Origin of the sequence: Bosea sp. 124 (assembly GCF_003046175.1) — a bacterium.
In the GTDB taxonomy this organism is placed as follows: domain Bacteria; phylum Pseudomonadota; class Alphaproteobacteria; order Rhizobiales; family Beijerinckiaceae; genus Allobosea.
Genome location: NZ_PZZM01000001.1, coordinates 1,754,962 through 1,768,472, shown reverse-complemented (window position 1 = coordinate 1,768,472; position 13,511 = coordinate 1,754,962). Strand labels below are relative to the sequence as shown.

Below are 13,511 nucleotides of genomic sequence, written 5' to 3'. Positions count from 1 at the left end.
CGATGGAAGATCTGGTTGCCCCGGTGATAAAACGTTAACCCTAACGCATCCTTAACCGGCCCCCTGCCGCTTCCTCCCGACCAGGTATCCACCGTCGTGCACAGCCTCATCGTTCAAGCCTCGCCCACCGCGATTCCCGTCCATTGCGTGACGAAGGCGGGCCTGCCGGCGCTCCTGGCCGGGCTCGCGTCGGAGGGGCGGCGTTTCGCCGAGGCGCAGGCCTTCGCCGCGCAGCCGGGCCAGCACCTCGTCCTGCCCGATTCCTCCGGCGCGGTCGCCGCCGTCCTTCTCGGCGTGGAGGGCACCGATGCACGTCGGCGCGACCCCTTCGCCCCGGGCAGGCTCGCCGCTTTGTTGCCGGCCGGCGACTATGCACTGGTGGGCGAGACCGGCGATGTCGCACTCGCGGCGCTCGGCTGGCTGCTCCAGGGCTATCGCTTCGACCGCTACCGCAAGCCTGCTCCGGCCAGCGCGCGGCTGGTTCTGCCGGATGGCGTCGACGGCGAGGATCTGGTCCGGATCGCGACCTCGGTCGCGCTCGCCCGCGATCTGGTCAACACCCCGGCCAACGACATGGGACCGGCCGCGATCGAGGCTGCGATCCGTGCGCTTGCCGCGGAATGCGATGCGACCGCGACCGCCATCGTCGGCGACGAGCTGCTCGCCCGCAACTTCCCGATGATCCACGCGGTCGGCCGCGCGTCGCCTCGTGCGCCGCGGCTCGTCGATCTGGTCTGGGGTGATCCGTCCCATCCGCGGGTCACCCTCGTCGGCAAGGGCGTGGCCTTCGACACCGGCGGGCTCGACCTCAAGCCTTCGGCTGGCATGCTGCTGATGAAGAAGGACATGGGTGGGGCGGCGGCCGCCATCGCGGCAGCCCGCATGATCATGCTGGCGAAGCTGCCGGTGCGCCTGCGCCTGCTCGTGCCGGCGGTCGAGAATGCGGTCTCGGGCTCGTCCTTCCGTCCCGGCGACGTGCTGGCGAGCCGCAAGGGTCTCTCGGTCGAGATCGGCAACACCGATGCCGAGGGCCGGTTGATCCTGGCCGATGCGCTGGCGCTGGCCGATGAGGAGGCACCGGAGCTGCTGATCGACTACGCCACGCTGACGGGCGCGGCCCGCACGGCGCTGGGACCGGAGCTGCCGCCCTTCTACACCCATGACGAGGGGCTGGCGGCGGAGATCGCGAGGCAGGGCGAGGCTGTCAACGATCCGGTCTGGCGCATGCCGCTCTGGCCGAATTACGAGCGGATGCTCGATTCCCGGATCGCCGATCTCAACCACGTCTCCGGCGGCAGCTTCGCCGGCTCGGTGACGGCGGCGCTGTTCCTGAACCGCTTCGTCGAGAAGGCTGCTGCCTATGCGCATTTCGACATCTACGCCTGGAACCCCTCGGCCAGGCCGGGGCGGCCGGAGGGCGGCGAATGCCAGGCGGCACGGCTGACCTACGCGCTCGTGAAGCAGTTCTACCCGGCCGGTTAATCCTGCCGCGAGAAGCCGATTGCGCCTTCGCCTCCGCGGTATAATGATACGGACCCGTAACGATCGGGACCGCGCGCGCTCATGCCCTTGGAGATCAGGCCGTCTCAGGCGCTCAGGCTGTGGCGGCAGGTGCATCTCGATCTGGTGCGGGACGGGCAGGCCGATCTGTCGGCGCGGCAGACTGCGATCCTGCTGACGATCTATCTGGAATTGCCGCCGCACACGGTGCGTGGCCTGGCAGCCCAGCTCGGCGTTACCAAGCCGGTCATCACCCGTGCACTCGACACCATGGGCAAGCTCGGCCTCGTCACCCGCAAGCGCGACGAGTTCGACCGCCGCAACGTCGTGATCCAGCGCACTGTCGCTGGCGCGCTCGCGGTCGAACGGCTGGCCGATCTCGTGGTCGAGCGCGCCAGGGAGATGAATGGCGGCTGAGCCGGTCCGGCGTGACGGCACCGGGTCGTTGCGACTATGGTCATTGTCTCGGTGGAGAATCACGATGCTCTGGAAGCACAGTATCGGCCGGCTTGCCGGCATCGTCGCTCTCGTCTTGAGCGGAGCTGCGCTTGCCGCTTCGCCGGGTTCGTTGCCCTATTCCGCGCGCGGACAGGAGCCGGGCTGGCATCTCGCGATCACGGGGCAGGCCGTGACGCTGGAGATCGCAGCCGGCGAACGTTTCCAGGCCACGACGCCGAGGCCACGTCGCACCGGCCAACGCACGCGCTATGACGTGGTTCTCGGCGGCCGCCCCTCCCGGATCACGATCGAGCGGCGCCTCTGCCACGATACGATGAGCGGAATGCCGCATCCCGACCGCGTCTCGATCTTCGGGCTCGGCCCCGTGCTGCGGGGCTGCGGCGGCCTGCCTCGCACGCTGCTCGGCACCAATGAGTGGGTGGTGGCGCAGATCGCCGGCACGCCGGTGATCGCCAAGGCCGGCGCGACGCTGCAATTCCTCGACGATGGCGCACTCGTCGGCAAGGCGTCCTGCAACCGCTTTCGGTCCTCGTTCATGCTGACTGGCGAAGGCCTGACGTTCGGTGCTGCCGCCACGACCATGATGGCCTGCCCGCCGGATATCATGCAGCAGGAGCAGAGCCTGTTGCGCCAGCTCGAAGGCGTCACTGGCTTCGATATCCGGGCTGACGGCGCCCTCATCCTCAAAGGCAAGGACGGCACCGCCTTGGTGGCGCGCCGCCGCTAGATCCGGCTCCGACATGACAGCTACGCTCGACCGCCGCCTGACCCCGGCTCGCCCCGATCTCGCCGCGCGCCACCTGATGGGCCAAGTGGAGGCGAGGGCCTTTGCCGATCCCGTGCCGATGCGCGTCGCCGCGCCATCGGCACCGCTGCATCGCGAACCGCGCCCCGACGCAGCCCTCGACACGGAAGCGCTCTGCGGCGAACGCGTCGATGTCTATGAGCGCTTCGAGGGCTGGGCCTGGGTCCAGCTCCGCTCGGACGGTTATGTCGGCTATCTTCCCGACGATGCCCTGCGGGCCGACGCACTCGCGCCGACACATCGCGTCAGCGCCCTGCGGACCTTCGTCTATCCCGGCCCCTCGATGAAGCTGCCGCCGCTGGCCGCGCTCTCGCTCGGCGCCGGTGTCGCCGTCGCGGGCGAGGCCGGCGAGTTCGTCGTGCTCTCCGAGTTCGGCCGCTTCGCGTCGGGCTATGTCTTCGCCGGTCACGTTGCGCCGCTCGCCGTGCCCGAGGCCGATTTCGTCAGCGTCGCCGAGCGCTTCCTGAACGTGCCCTATCTCTGGGGCGGCAAGACCAGCCTTGGCCTCGACTGTTCGGGCCTGACCCAGCTCGCACTCGCCGCCGCCGGCATTGCCTCGCCACGCGATTCCGACATGCTGGAGAGCGGCATCGGCGCGGACGTCGCCTTCGACGACAGCCTTCAGGGCTTGCGTCGCGGGGACCTGGTGTTCTGGAAGGGGCATGTCGGCATCCTGACCGACCCCGACACCCTCCTCCACGCCACCGCCTATTCGATGACCGTGATGAGCGAGCCGCTGCGCACCGCCCGCGACCGCATCCAGGCGAAAAGCTTCGGCGCGATCACGGCGATTCGCCGCATAGGATGATCGGCCATTGGCAAAGATTGCCAAGGTGCTATCCTTGCCGCGACGGGAGACTGATATGGCGACGATGAACGTATCCCTGCCCGATCAGATGAAAGCTTGGGTCGAGGCTCAGACCGAGACCGGCCGATACGGCAACGCCAGTGATTATGTGCGTGACCTGATCCGAAGGGATCAGGAGCGGCGAGAGAAGATTGCCGAATTCCAGCGACTCATCGATGAGGGCCGCGCCAGCGGCATAGGCAGGCGCACATTCGTCGACATTCGCGAATCTGCGCGGAAGCGCGCCAAGGAGTTGGGCGCCGACGGCGCTTAGGCTTACGGAGCAGGCCGAGCAGGATCTCGACGACATCTATGTTCGCGGCGCGCTGCAATTTGGTACGCGCCAAGCAGAACGCTGCGGCGACAGTCTTGAGGCTTGTATCGAATTACTGGCGACGCAGCCATGGTTGGCGCCGGAGCGCACGGAGCTTTCAAAACCCGTCCGGGTTCATCCTCATGGCAGCCATGTCGTCGTTTACGAGACGGAAGGTCGGGACCTGCTGGTTCTGCGAATTCTTCATCAGCGCAGCGACTGGGAAAGGCTGCTTTAAACGTTACCCAGCCCCTTCAACCGATAGAGCGCTTCCAGCGCCTCGCGCGGCGTCATTTCGTCGAGGTCGAGCCCGTCGAGCGCCAGCCGCAACGGGTCCTCGGCCGGCAGGGTAGGTGCCGGCGCGGCGCGGCGCTGCGGCGCCGCGAAGAGCGGCAGGTCGTCGACGAGCGAGGCGACAGGCTTTTCGCGCTCGGTTTTCTCGAGTTCGCTCAAAATGCTGCGGGCGCGCTCGACCACGGCCGGCGGCAGCCCGGCGAGCTTGGCGACCTGGATGCCGTAGGAGCGGTCGGCGGCACCCGGCACGACCTCGTGCAGGAAGATCACCTCGCCGTTCCATTCGGTGACGCGCACGGTCGCGTTGGTGACGCGCTCCAACCGGTCCGCCAGCGCGGTGAGTTCGTGATAATGCGTCGCGAACAGGCCCCTGCAGCGATTGACCTCGTGCAGATGCTCGATGGCGGCCCAGGCGATCGAGAGCCCGTCGAAGGTCGCCGTGCCGCGCCCGATCTCGTCGAGGATGACCAATGCGCGCGGCCCGGCCTGGTTCAGGATCGCGGCGGTCTCGACCATCTCCACCATGAAGGTCGAGCGCCCGCGCGCCAGATCGTCGGCGGCGCCGACGCGCGAGAACAGCCGGTCGACAACGCCGATATGGGCGCTCGCTGCCGGCACGAAGGCACCCATCTGCGCCAGCACCGCGATCAGCGCGTTCTGGCGCAGGAAGGTCGACTTGCCGGCCATGTTCGGGCCGGTGATCAGGCAGATGCGTCCGCCCTTCGCGTCGGCTCCCGGCGGCGACAATTCCGTCTCGTTGGCGACGAAGGGCTTGCCGTCGCGCTTCAGCGCCGCCTCGACGACGGCGTGGCGCCCGGCCCGGATGGTGAAGGCTTCGCTGGCGTCGATCAGCGGCCGGTTCCAGCCCTCCCGCGCCGCCAGCTCGGCGAGCCCTGCCGCGACGTCGATCTCGGCCAGCGCGGCGGCGGCCCGCTTGATCGGTTCGGCATGGGCGAGCACGCTCTCGCTGAGCGCGGCGAAGATCCCCAGTTCGAGTTTCAGTGCGCGGTCGGCGGCCGAGGCGATCTTCGCCTCCAGCCCGCCGAGCTCGACCGATGAGAACCGCATCGCGTCGGACATGGTCTGGCGGTGCACGAAGGTCGCCCGCCAGGGCTCCTTGAGGAAATCCTCGCCGATGGCTTGCGGCACCTCGACGAAATAACCCAGCATCGAATTGTGCTTGATCCGCAGCGTGCGGCAGCCGGTATCGGCGGCATAGCGCGCCTGCAGCTGCGCGATTACCTTGCGAGAATCGACCTGCAACAGCCGCAGCTCGTCCAGATCCGGATCGTGCCCCTCGCGCACGAAGCGTCCGTCGCGGCGGTTCAGCGGCAGTTCGTCGGCGAGCGTCGCTTCGAGCCGCGCCGGCAGGTCAGGGTCGATCTCCGACAACGCGCGCGAGGCCCTGGACAGTTCGGCCGGGAGCGCCGCCCGGTGCAGCAACATGCCGACGATGGCACGAGCTGCACTCAGCCCCGAGCCCAGCGCCGCGAGATCGCGCGGCCCGCCGCGGTCGAGCGAGAGCCGTGCCAGCGCCCGGGCGATATCCGGCACCTTGGCGAGCGCGGCTTGCAGATCCTCGCGCAATGCGCCGTCGGAGACCAGTGCCTCGACCGCGTCGTGCCGCTCCGCGATCGGGGCGGGGTCGGTTAGTGGCCCGGCCAGGCGCTCGGCGAGCAGGCGCGCCCCGCCCGGTGTTACGGTGCGGTCGATCGCCGCCAGCAGACTGCCGCTGCGCTCGCCCGAGAGGGTCCGGGTCAGTTCGAGATTGGCGCGCGTCGCGGCGTCGATCAGCATGGTGGCCGAGCCGGCATCGCGCACAGGCGGCGAGAGCGGCGGACGCGCGCCGAATTGTGTCCGCTCGACATAGGCCAGCGCCGCGCCGGCTGCCGCGACCTCGGCCCGGCTGAAGCTGCCGAAGGCGTCGAGCGTCGCGACGCCGAAGAAGTCCTTCAGCCGGCGCTCGGCCGAGGCCGCGTCGAGCCCCTCCCGCGCCAGCGGCGTCACCGGCACGCCGATCTCGCGCCAGAATTCCTTCAGCTCCGGATCGTCGTGAATGGCGTCCGGGCAAACGATCTCGCGCGGTTCGAGGCGGGCGAATTCGATCGCGAGCCGCTCCTGCGGCGCCTCCATCACGCTGAAGCGCCCGGTCGAGATGTCGATCGCCGCGATGCCGTAAAGCGCGCTGGTATCGCCGAGCTTGCGCCGCGCCACCGCGACGAGCAGGCTCGCCCGGCCCGGCTCGAGCAGGCGCTCCTCGGTGATGGTGCCTGGCGTGACGAGGCGCACCACATCCCGTTTGACTACGGATTTCGGCCCGCGCTTCCTGGCTTCGGCCGGATCCTCGGTCTGCTCGCAGACCGCAACGCGGTGCCCCGCCGCGATCAGCCTCTGCAGATAGTCGTCGGCGCGCTCTACCGGCACGCCGCACATCGGGATGTCGTCACCCTGGTGCTTGCCGCGCTTGGTCAGCACGATCCCGAGCGTACGCGAGGCGATCTCGGCATCGCTGAAGAACAGCTCGTAGAAGTCGCCCATCCGGTAGAACAGCAGGCAGTCGGGATTGGCTGCTTTGATCTCGACATATTGCGCCATCATCGGCGTGACGCGGCTGGTCTCCTCCCGGGCAACGGCCGGGGGAGCGGCGGGCGGGTCGACCCGTTCGTGAAGAGACTGGCGAGCGCTGTGCATGGTGCGCGAACGCTAGCGATTCGGCCCCCGCTTGGGAACCGCGCAGGCCGGCCGGCGCGCTTCCGGCGACTTTTTGATGTGGACGTGGGCTCCGGTGTCCCTGCAACAGGGCGAGTTCAGCATTCGTTAGCCACAACCGACATACATCATGAAGGGATGTCGTCCTCAGCCGTACCGGGCACGCCCCTATGCTACTGGAACTGACCAGAGGTCTTGGCTACCTCATCGTCGCTACGGTACTGGTGCCGTTGGCGACGCAGCGTCTCGGCGAGCATCTCAGGCTGCGGCAGGTCGTCATCGGGCTGATCTTCGCGGCGGGCGGGTGCGCGAGCATGCTGGATCCGATCGCCATTCAGCCCGGCATCCAGCTCGATTTCCGCAATATCGCCGCCGTCCTGTCTGGGCCGCTCGGCGGTCCGATCGCCGCTTTTGTCTCGGCGGTCGCACTGTCTGCCCTGCGCCTTCACATCGGTGGTACGGGGGCGCCGGCTGGCGTCGGCGTCATCCTGCTCTGTTCGGCGATCGGGGCGGCCTATGCCATCTGGCTGCGACGGGCTGGGCGTACGGCGTCGCTGCAGGGGCTGTTCGGCCTCAGCCTCGTCGCGGCCTGGATGCCAGTGGCGATGATCTTGGGCCTGGTGCCGTTCCCGCGCGCCTGGGGCTTGATCCTGGCATTGTCGGGCCCGGGCGTGACCATGATCAACGTGCTCGGCGCCTTCCTGATCGGGTACATCATCAAGAGCGACCAGGAGCGCGTCGAGGCTCTGCTGCGTCTCGAGGCCTGCACGGCCAACATGCCCGGCGTCCTCTATCAGAAGATCCTGCGGCCGGACGGCACGATCCAGCACAAGCTGGCCAATTCCAAGATCGAGGAATTTCTCGATGTCACACGCGCGGAGGTCGAGCGCGATCCGACCAGCTGGCTGCGCTGGATGGTGCCGGAGGACCGCGATTTCCTGGCCAGGGCGAATGCCCAGGCCGCGGCCGAGAGGACCTTGAAGCCGTGGCGCTTCGAGGGGCGGCATCGCCGCGATGACGGCTCCATGGTCTGGCTCAGGACCGACGCTGCGGCGCGCCGTCTGGCGGACGGCTCGATCTGCTGGGACGGCATCATGATCGATGTCACGGCGGAGCGCACGCTCGAGCAGCGCCGGCGCGAATTCGAGGATGAGCGCAAGGCGGCGCTCGAAAGCCTCGCCACGCAGTTGGAGGTGACGGTCGGCAAGGCGCTGCAGGAGGTCGCGTCGTCGGTCCGCAGCATGCATGAAGCCGCCAACGAGATGGCCGGCAGCGCCAACAATACAGCGTTGCGGGCCGGCGAGGTCACCCGTCAGGCGGATGTCGCCTCGCGCCGCGTCGGCAGCGTCGCGGTCGCGGCCGAGGAGATCGAGGCCTCGATCCGCGAACTGACGCGTCAGACGGCTCATGCCGACCAGACGGTGCGGGATGCCGCGAGCTATGTCCGCTCCACCCGCAGCGACGTCGCAGGCCTCGGCGAAGCCGCCGACAAGGTCAGCTCGGTGCTCGATTTCATTGAGGATATCGCGTCGCGTACCAATCTCCTGGCGCTGAACGCGACGATCGAGGCCGCCCGTGCCGGTGCGGCCGGACGTGGCTTCGCCGTCGTGGCCGGCGAGGTCAAGAACCTGGCCGAACAGACCCAGAAGGCGACCCGTGACATCGCGGCGACGCTGCAGGACATCCGAGGCGCTGCTGCCGCGGCTTCGGAAGCCGTCGCCCATATCGAAGGCACCATGACCACGATCGAGCGGACCTCCGGCGCCATCGCCGATGTCGTCAGCCGGCAGGCCGACATCGCCTCGACGATCACGGCCGACGCCCAGGCCGTCGCCGGCAGCACCAGCGCCGTCACGGCCAGCGTCGGCTCGGTCGGCGCCGAGGCCTCCGTCACCGGCGGCGCCGCCCAGCGCGTCCTCGATGTCGCCCGCAAGGTCGACGAGCAGACCGCCGCACTCGATCGCTATGTCGGGGAATTCGTCGGCGGCGTGCGCCGTCGCCTCTGACGGTCGCGGCTCTGGAAGGAGCGCGCGGCCTTCGGCGACAGCCGATGCGATGCGCGAGCGCCCCTGCATCGAGCGCCCCTGCACCAAGCGCCCCCCGCACCCGGCCAAAGGCGATATCGAGTCGAATCGGAGTGTTTCGTGCCCGCGAATGCTTCCCGCGTTAGGAAGGCATTCAGCAATCGGGGGCATGGTTGGCGGATCGTTAACCGGCGCGGATCGAAATCGTTGATCGTTACCCTGATCGAGAGCCTGTCGTTCATTCTGCTGGCAGCGCTCGCCGTCACGGCCGTCACGCCGGTCCTCGAGCGATATCCGATCCTGCGCCAGATCGTCATCGGCGCGCTGCTCGGCGGCGCCGGGCTGCTCAGCATGGCTCATCCCTTCGTGCAGCAGCCCGGCGTGGTCGTCAGCTCCCGCAACATCGCCGCGCTGCTGGCGGGCGCCTTCGGCGGGCCGCTCTCGAGCGGGCTCGTCGCCGGAGCGCTCTCCCTGTACCGCTATGCCGAGGGCGGCAACGGCATGGCCATGGGCATCGCCGGTATCGGCCTCAGTGCGCTCGCTGGGCTCGCCATGCGCTGGCGCATCCAGGCCAGTAAGCGCCCGCCCTCCCGCGGCGACGTGGCCTGGCTGGCTCTGGCGAGCGGCGTGGTGCTGCTGCCGCCCATCCTGCTGCTGCCGAACCGCGAGCTGATGTGGGAGGTTCTGACCCAGGCTTTCCCCCCGGTTCTCGTCATCAACATCGTCGGCACGATACTCGCGTCGCTGCTGATCGTGGTCGATGCCGAGCGGCGCGAAACCGGCTATCGCTTCAAGACCCTGGCACAGCGCGTACCCGGCACGCTCTACCAGCGCATTCTGCGTCCGGATGGCACGGTGAGCTACCGCTTTGCCTCGTTCCGGCTCGGTGAATTGCTGGGCGTCAAGCAGGAGGATGTCGAGCGGGACGCCCGCGTCTGGATCGACAAGATGATTCCGGAGGATCGGGCCCGTTTCGAGCAGGCTTGCAGAGCGGGGTTCGAGGAGAAGGACAACTGGCGCCTCCATCTCCGCTACCATGGCAAGGACGGCTCGATCGTGGCCATGCGCAGCGAGGCGACGATGCGTCGCTTGCCCGACGGCACGCGCGTCTGGGACGGCATCCTGTTCGATGTCACCGATGAGAGAACCATCGAGACGCGCCGCGCCGAAATCGAGGAGGCGCGTCGAAGCCAGCTCGACGAGCTCGCGGGACAGCTCGAGGTGACCGTCGGCAAGGCGCTTCAGGACGTGAGCCGCTCGGTCCGCAGCATGTACGAGGCCGCCAGTGCGATGGCACAGAGCGCCGACAACACGACGCAGCGGGCCGTCGCCGTCAGGCGCGAGGCGGAAAGCGCCTCGAACCGCATCGGCAGCGTCGCGGTAGCAGCCGAGGAGATCGAGGCGTCGATCCGCGAACTGATGCGCCAGACGGAACATGCCGATCAGGCGGCCCATGACGCAGCGAGCTATGTCCGGCAGACGCAACGCGATGTCGCGGGGCTGAACACGGCCGCCGACAAGGCGAGTGCCGTCCTGGATCTGATCGAGGACATCGCGGCGCGCACGAACCTGCTCGCGCTCAACGCGACGATCGAGGCCGCGCGCGCAGGCGCGGCGGGGCGCGGTTTCGCGGTCGTCGCCGGCGAGGTCAAGAATCTGGCCGAGCAGACCCAGAAGGCCACGCGCGACATCGCCGCGACCCTGCAGGAGATCCGCGGCGCCGCCGCGACCGCCTCGGGTGCCGTCGCCTTCATGGACAGGACGATGAGCGACATCGAGCAGACCTCGGGTGTCCTCGCGCGCGTCGTGAACCGGCAGGCCGACATCGTCACCACCATCGCGACCGATGCACAGGCCGTCGCCGGCAGCGCGGTCGCCGTCACGAGCAATGTCGGTTCCGTCGGCGACGAGGCCCGGGTCACGGGCGACGCGGCGCGTCTCGTCGTCGAGGCGGCCCGCACGGTCGACGAGCAGACCAGCGCGCTCGATCGCTATGTCGGCGATTTCGTCGGCAGCGTCCGCCGGCGTCTCTGACCAAGCGGGGCCTGGGGCAGGCCCGCGGCTCCGGCGGCAGCGGCGATCTGTAACCCAGCGGCATAAGCGTTCCTCGCCAGCGCGCCTTGTGGGCGCGCAGGCGCTTGCCTATGGTCCGCCTCCTCCAGGAAACGCTCACAAAAAAGAACAATCCCATGACCGACCAGCCGATCAAGCGCACGCGCCCGACCTTCACCGACCAGGAAGCATTGCTGTTTCACTCGGAGGGGCGCCCGGGCAAGCTCGAGATCGTCGCGACGGTGCCCATGGCGACACAGCGCGATCTCTCGCTCGCCTATTCGCCCGGCGTCGCGGTGCCGGTGCTGGCGATCGCGGACGATCCGAGCAAGGCCTATGACTACACCGCGCGCGCCAATCTCGTCGCGGTCATCACCAACGGCACGGCGATCCTCGGCCTCGGCAATCTCGGCGCGCTCGCCTCGAAGCCGGTGATGGAAGGCAAGGCGGTTCTGTTCAAGCGCTTCGCCGACGTCGATTCGATCGATCTCGAAGTCGATACGGAGGATGCCGACAAGTTCATCGACGCCGTGCGCTATCTCGGTCCGTCCTTCGGCGGCATCAATCTCGAGGATATCAAGGCGCCGGAGTGTTTCATCATCGAGCAGCGCCTGCGCGAGCTGATGGATATCCCCGTCTTTCATGACGACCAGCATGGTACGGCGATCATCGCCGCCGCGGGCCTGATCAATGCGCTCGATCTCACCGGCCGCGACGTCAAGACGACCCGCCTCGTCATCAACGGCGCCGGCGCGGCCTCGATCGCCTGCACCGAGCTGCTCAAGGCGATGGGCTTCAAGCCCGACAACGTCATTCTCTGCGACACCAAGGGCGTGATCTACCAGGGCCGCACCGAGGGCATGAACCAGTGGAAATCGGCCCACGCCGCCATCACCGACCGGCGCACGCTGGCGCAGGCGATGGACGGCGCCGATGCGTTCTTCGGCCTGTCGCAGAAGGGCGCGGTCACGCCCGAGATGGTTGCGTCGATGGCACCGAACCCGATCATCTTCGCGATGGCCAACCCCGATCCGGAGATCACGCCGGAGGAGGTCCACGCCGTGCGTGACGACGCCATCATGGCGACGGGTCGCTCGGACTATCCGAACCAGGTCAACAACGTCCTCGGCTTCCCTTTCATCTTCCGGGGCGCGCTCGACGTCCGCGCCAAGACCATCAACATGGAGATGAAAATCGCCGCGGCCGAGGCGCTGGCCTCGCTCGCCCGCGAGGACGTGCCCGACGAGGTCGCTGCCGCCTATCAGGGCTCGCGCCCGCGCTACGGCAAGGACTACATCATCCCGGTCCCCTTCGACCCGCGGCTGATCCATGTCGTGCCGGTGGCCGTCGCCAAGGCCGCCATGGAGACCGGCGTCGCCGGCAAGCCGATCGTCGATATCCCGGCCTACAAGGCGCAGCTCTCGGCGCGGCGCGACCCTGTCGCCGGCACGCTCAATCGCATTTTCGAGCGCGTCAGGCGCTATCCCAAGCGTGTGGTCTTCGCCGAAGGCGAGGAAGAGCAGGTCATCCGCGCGGCGGTGTCCTTCGTCAATCAGGGCCTCGGCCACGCCATTCTGGTCGGCCGCGAGGAGCGCGTCTATGAGACCGCGACCTTCCTTGGCCTCGATCTCGAGGCCAAGGGCATCTCGGTCCAGAATGCGCGGCTGTCGAAGCGCAATTCGGCCTACGCCCAGTATCTCTACGAGCGCCTGCAGCGGCAGGGTTATCTCTTCCGCGACTGCCAGCGCCTGATCAACCAGGACCGCAACCATTTCGCCGCCGCCATGGTCGCGCTCGGCGATGCCGACGCCCTCGTCACCGGCGTTACCCGCAACTACTCGATCGCGTTGGAGGAGGTCCGCCGCGTCATCGACGAGAAGCCTGGCCACCGCGTCATCGGCGTCTCGATCGTGCTCTCGCGCGAGCGCACCGTGCTCGTCGCCGACACGGCGATCACCGAGATGCCGACGGCGCAGGAATTGTCCGAGATCGCGATCGAGGCGGCCGGCGTGGCACGGCGCCTCGGCTATGAGCCCAAGGTCGCGATGCTGGCTTTCTCCACCTTCGGCCATCCGGCCGGGGAGCGCTCGGAGAAGGTGCGCGAGGCGGTCAAGTTGCTCGACTCCCAGCGGGTCGATTTCGAGTATGACGGCGAGATGGCCGCCGATGTCGCACTCAATCGCGATCTGCTGAGCCAGTATCCGTTCTGCCGGCTGACCGGCCCCGCGAACGTGCTGGTCATGCCTGCGTTCCACTCGGCCTCGATCTCGACGAAGATGCTGCAGGAGCTCGGCGGATCGACCGTGATCGGCCCGCTGATCGTCGGTCTCGACAAGCCGGTCCAGATCGTCCCGCTTGGCGCCAAGGACTCCGACATCGTCAACATGGCGGCGCTGGCAGCCTTCAACATCGGCGGGTAAGCGAGGCGCGATCTCAGCCTCATGGTCGGGCTCGCCCCGACCATCCCATCTTCGCGATTCTCGGCCAAACCGGCGGGAATCGCGGCAG

The 13,511-nt window shown here is 68.2% G+C and carries 10 protein-coding genes; 9 read left to right on the top strand and 1 reads right to left on the bottom strand.

Features of this window, described 5'->3' with window-relative positions; genetic code table 11:
- Positions 1-96: 96 nt before the first annotated feature.
- The 6 genes from C8D03_RS08230 (at position 97) to C8D03_RS27125 (ending at position 4,162) form a co-directional block, all read left to right on the top strand.
- Positions 97-1,482, top strand: a complete 1,386-nt coding sequence (locus tag C8D03_RS08230; protein ID WP_348981695.1) for a leucyl aminopeptidase family protein — start codon at positions 97-99, stop codon at positions 1,480-1,482.
- 81 nt (positions 1,483-1,563) lie between these two features.
- Positions 1,564-1,917 carry a MarR family transcriptional regulator gene (locus C8D03_RS08225; protein WP_108045828.1) on the top strand — a complete coding sequence of 118 codons (354 nt, stop codon included), beginning with the start codon at positions 1,564-1,566 and terminating at the stop codon, positions 1,915-1,917.
- 64 nt (positions 1,918-1,981) lie between these two features.
- Positions 1,982-2,686, top strand: coding sequence for an META domain-containing protein (locus C8D03_RS08220; protein WP_181300792.1), 705 nt, complete (start codon positions 1,982-1,984; stop codon positions 2,684-2,686).
- Between the two features lie 13 nt (positions 2,687-2,699).
- Complete coding sequence (locus tag C8D03_RS08215) at positions 2,700-3,572, top strand: C40 family peptidase (protein ID WP_108045826.1); 873 nt, start codon at positions 2,700-2,702, stop codon at positions 3,570-3,572.
- A gap of 55 nt (positions 3,573-3,627) precedes the next feature.
- Positions 3,628-3,885 carry a type II toxin-antitoxin system ParD family antitoxin gene (locus C8D03_RS08210; protein ID WP_108051374.1) on the top strand — a complete coding sequence of 86 codons (258 nt, stop codon included), beginning with the start codon at positions 3,628-3,630 and terminating at the stop codon, positions 3,883-3,885.
- Complete coding sequence (locus C8D03_RS27125; protein ID WP_108045825.1) at positions 3,842-4,162, top strand: type II toxin-antitoxin system RelE/ParE family toxin; 321 nt, start codon at positions 3,842-3,844, stop codon at positions 4,160-4,162. Before C8D03_RS08210 ends, C8D03_RS27125 begins: the two co-directional genes overlap by 44 nt.
- Here the strand turns inward: C8D03_RS27125 and mutS are convergent.
- On the bottom strand, positions 4,159-6,909 hold the full coding sequence (gene mutS, locus C8D03_RS08200; RefSeq protein WP_108045824.1) for a DNA mismatch repair protein MutS: 2,751 nt from the start codon (positions 6,907-6,909) through the stop codon (positions 4,159-4,161). The genes C8D03_RS27125 and mutS overlap by 4 nt on opposite strands.
- A gap of 188 nt (positions 6,910-7,097) precedes the next feature.
- Between mutS and C8D03_RS08195 the strand changes: the two genes are divergently transcribed.
- The 3 genes from C8D03_RS08195 to C8D03_RS08185 all read left to right on the top strand — a co-directional run bounded on the left by C8D03_RS08195 (position 7,098) and on the right by C8D03_RS08185 (position 13,423).
- A complete protein-coding gene (locus tag C8D03_RS08195) occupies positions 7,098-8,933 on the top strand; it encodes a methyl-accepting chemotaxis protein (protein ID WP_108045823.1) in 1,836 nt (611 codons plus the stop codon).
- Positions 8,934-9,158: 225 nt separating this feature from the next.
- On the top strand, positions 9,159-10,985 hold the full coding sequence (locus C8D03_RS08190) for a methyl-accepting chemotaxis protein (protein ID WP_146170111.1): 1,827 nt from the start codon (positions 9,159-9,161) through the stop codon (positions 10,983-10,985).
- A gap of 155 nt (positions 10,986-11,140) precedes the next feature.
- A complete protein-coding gene (locus tag C8D03_RS08185) occupies positions 11,141-13,423 on the top strand; it encodes an NADP-dependent malic enzyme (protein ID WP_181300790.1) in 2,283 nt (760 codons plus the stop codon).
- The last annotated feature ends 88 nt before the right edge of the window (positions 13,424-13,511 follow it).

What these genes read in the sequence shown, in the direction of transcription:
- C8D03_RS08225 (WP_108045828.1), top strand. Translation starts at nt 1,564, where the DNA reads ATGCCCTTGGAGATCAGGCCGTCTCAGGCGCTCAGGCTGTGGCGGCAG.
- C8D03_RS08220 (WP_181300792.1), top strand. Translation starts at nt 1,982, where the DNA reads ATGCTCTGGAAGCACAGTATCGGCCGGCTTGCCGGCATCGTCGCTCTC.
- C8D03_RS08215 (WP_108045826.1), top strand. Translation starts at nt 2,700, where the DNA reads ATGACAGCTACGCTCGACCGCCGCCTGACCCCGGCTCGCCCCGATCTC.
- C8D03_RS08210 (WP_108051374.1), top strand. Translation starts at nt 3,628, where the DNA reads ATGGCGACGATGAACGTATCCCTGCCCGATCAGATGAAAGCTTGGGTC.
- mutS (WP_108045824.1), bottom strand. Translation starts at nt 6,909, where the DNA reads ATGCACAGCGCTCGCCAGTCTCTTCACGAACGGGTCGACCCGCCCGCC.
- C8D03_RS08195 (WP_108045823.1), top strand. Translation starts at nt 7,098, where the DNA reads ATGCTACTGGAACTGACCAGAGGTCTTGGCTACCTCATCGTCGCTACG.
- C8D03_RS08185 (WP_181300790.1), top strand. Translation starts at nt 11,141, where the DNA reads ATGACCGACCAGCCGATCAAGCGCACGCGCCCGACCTTCACCGACCAG.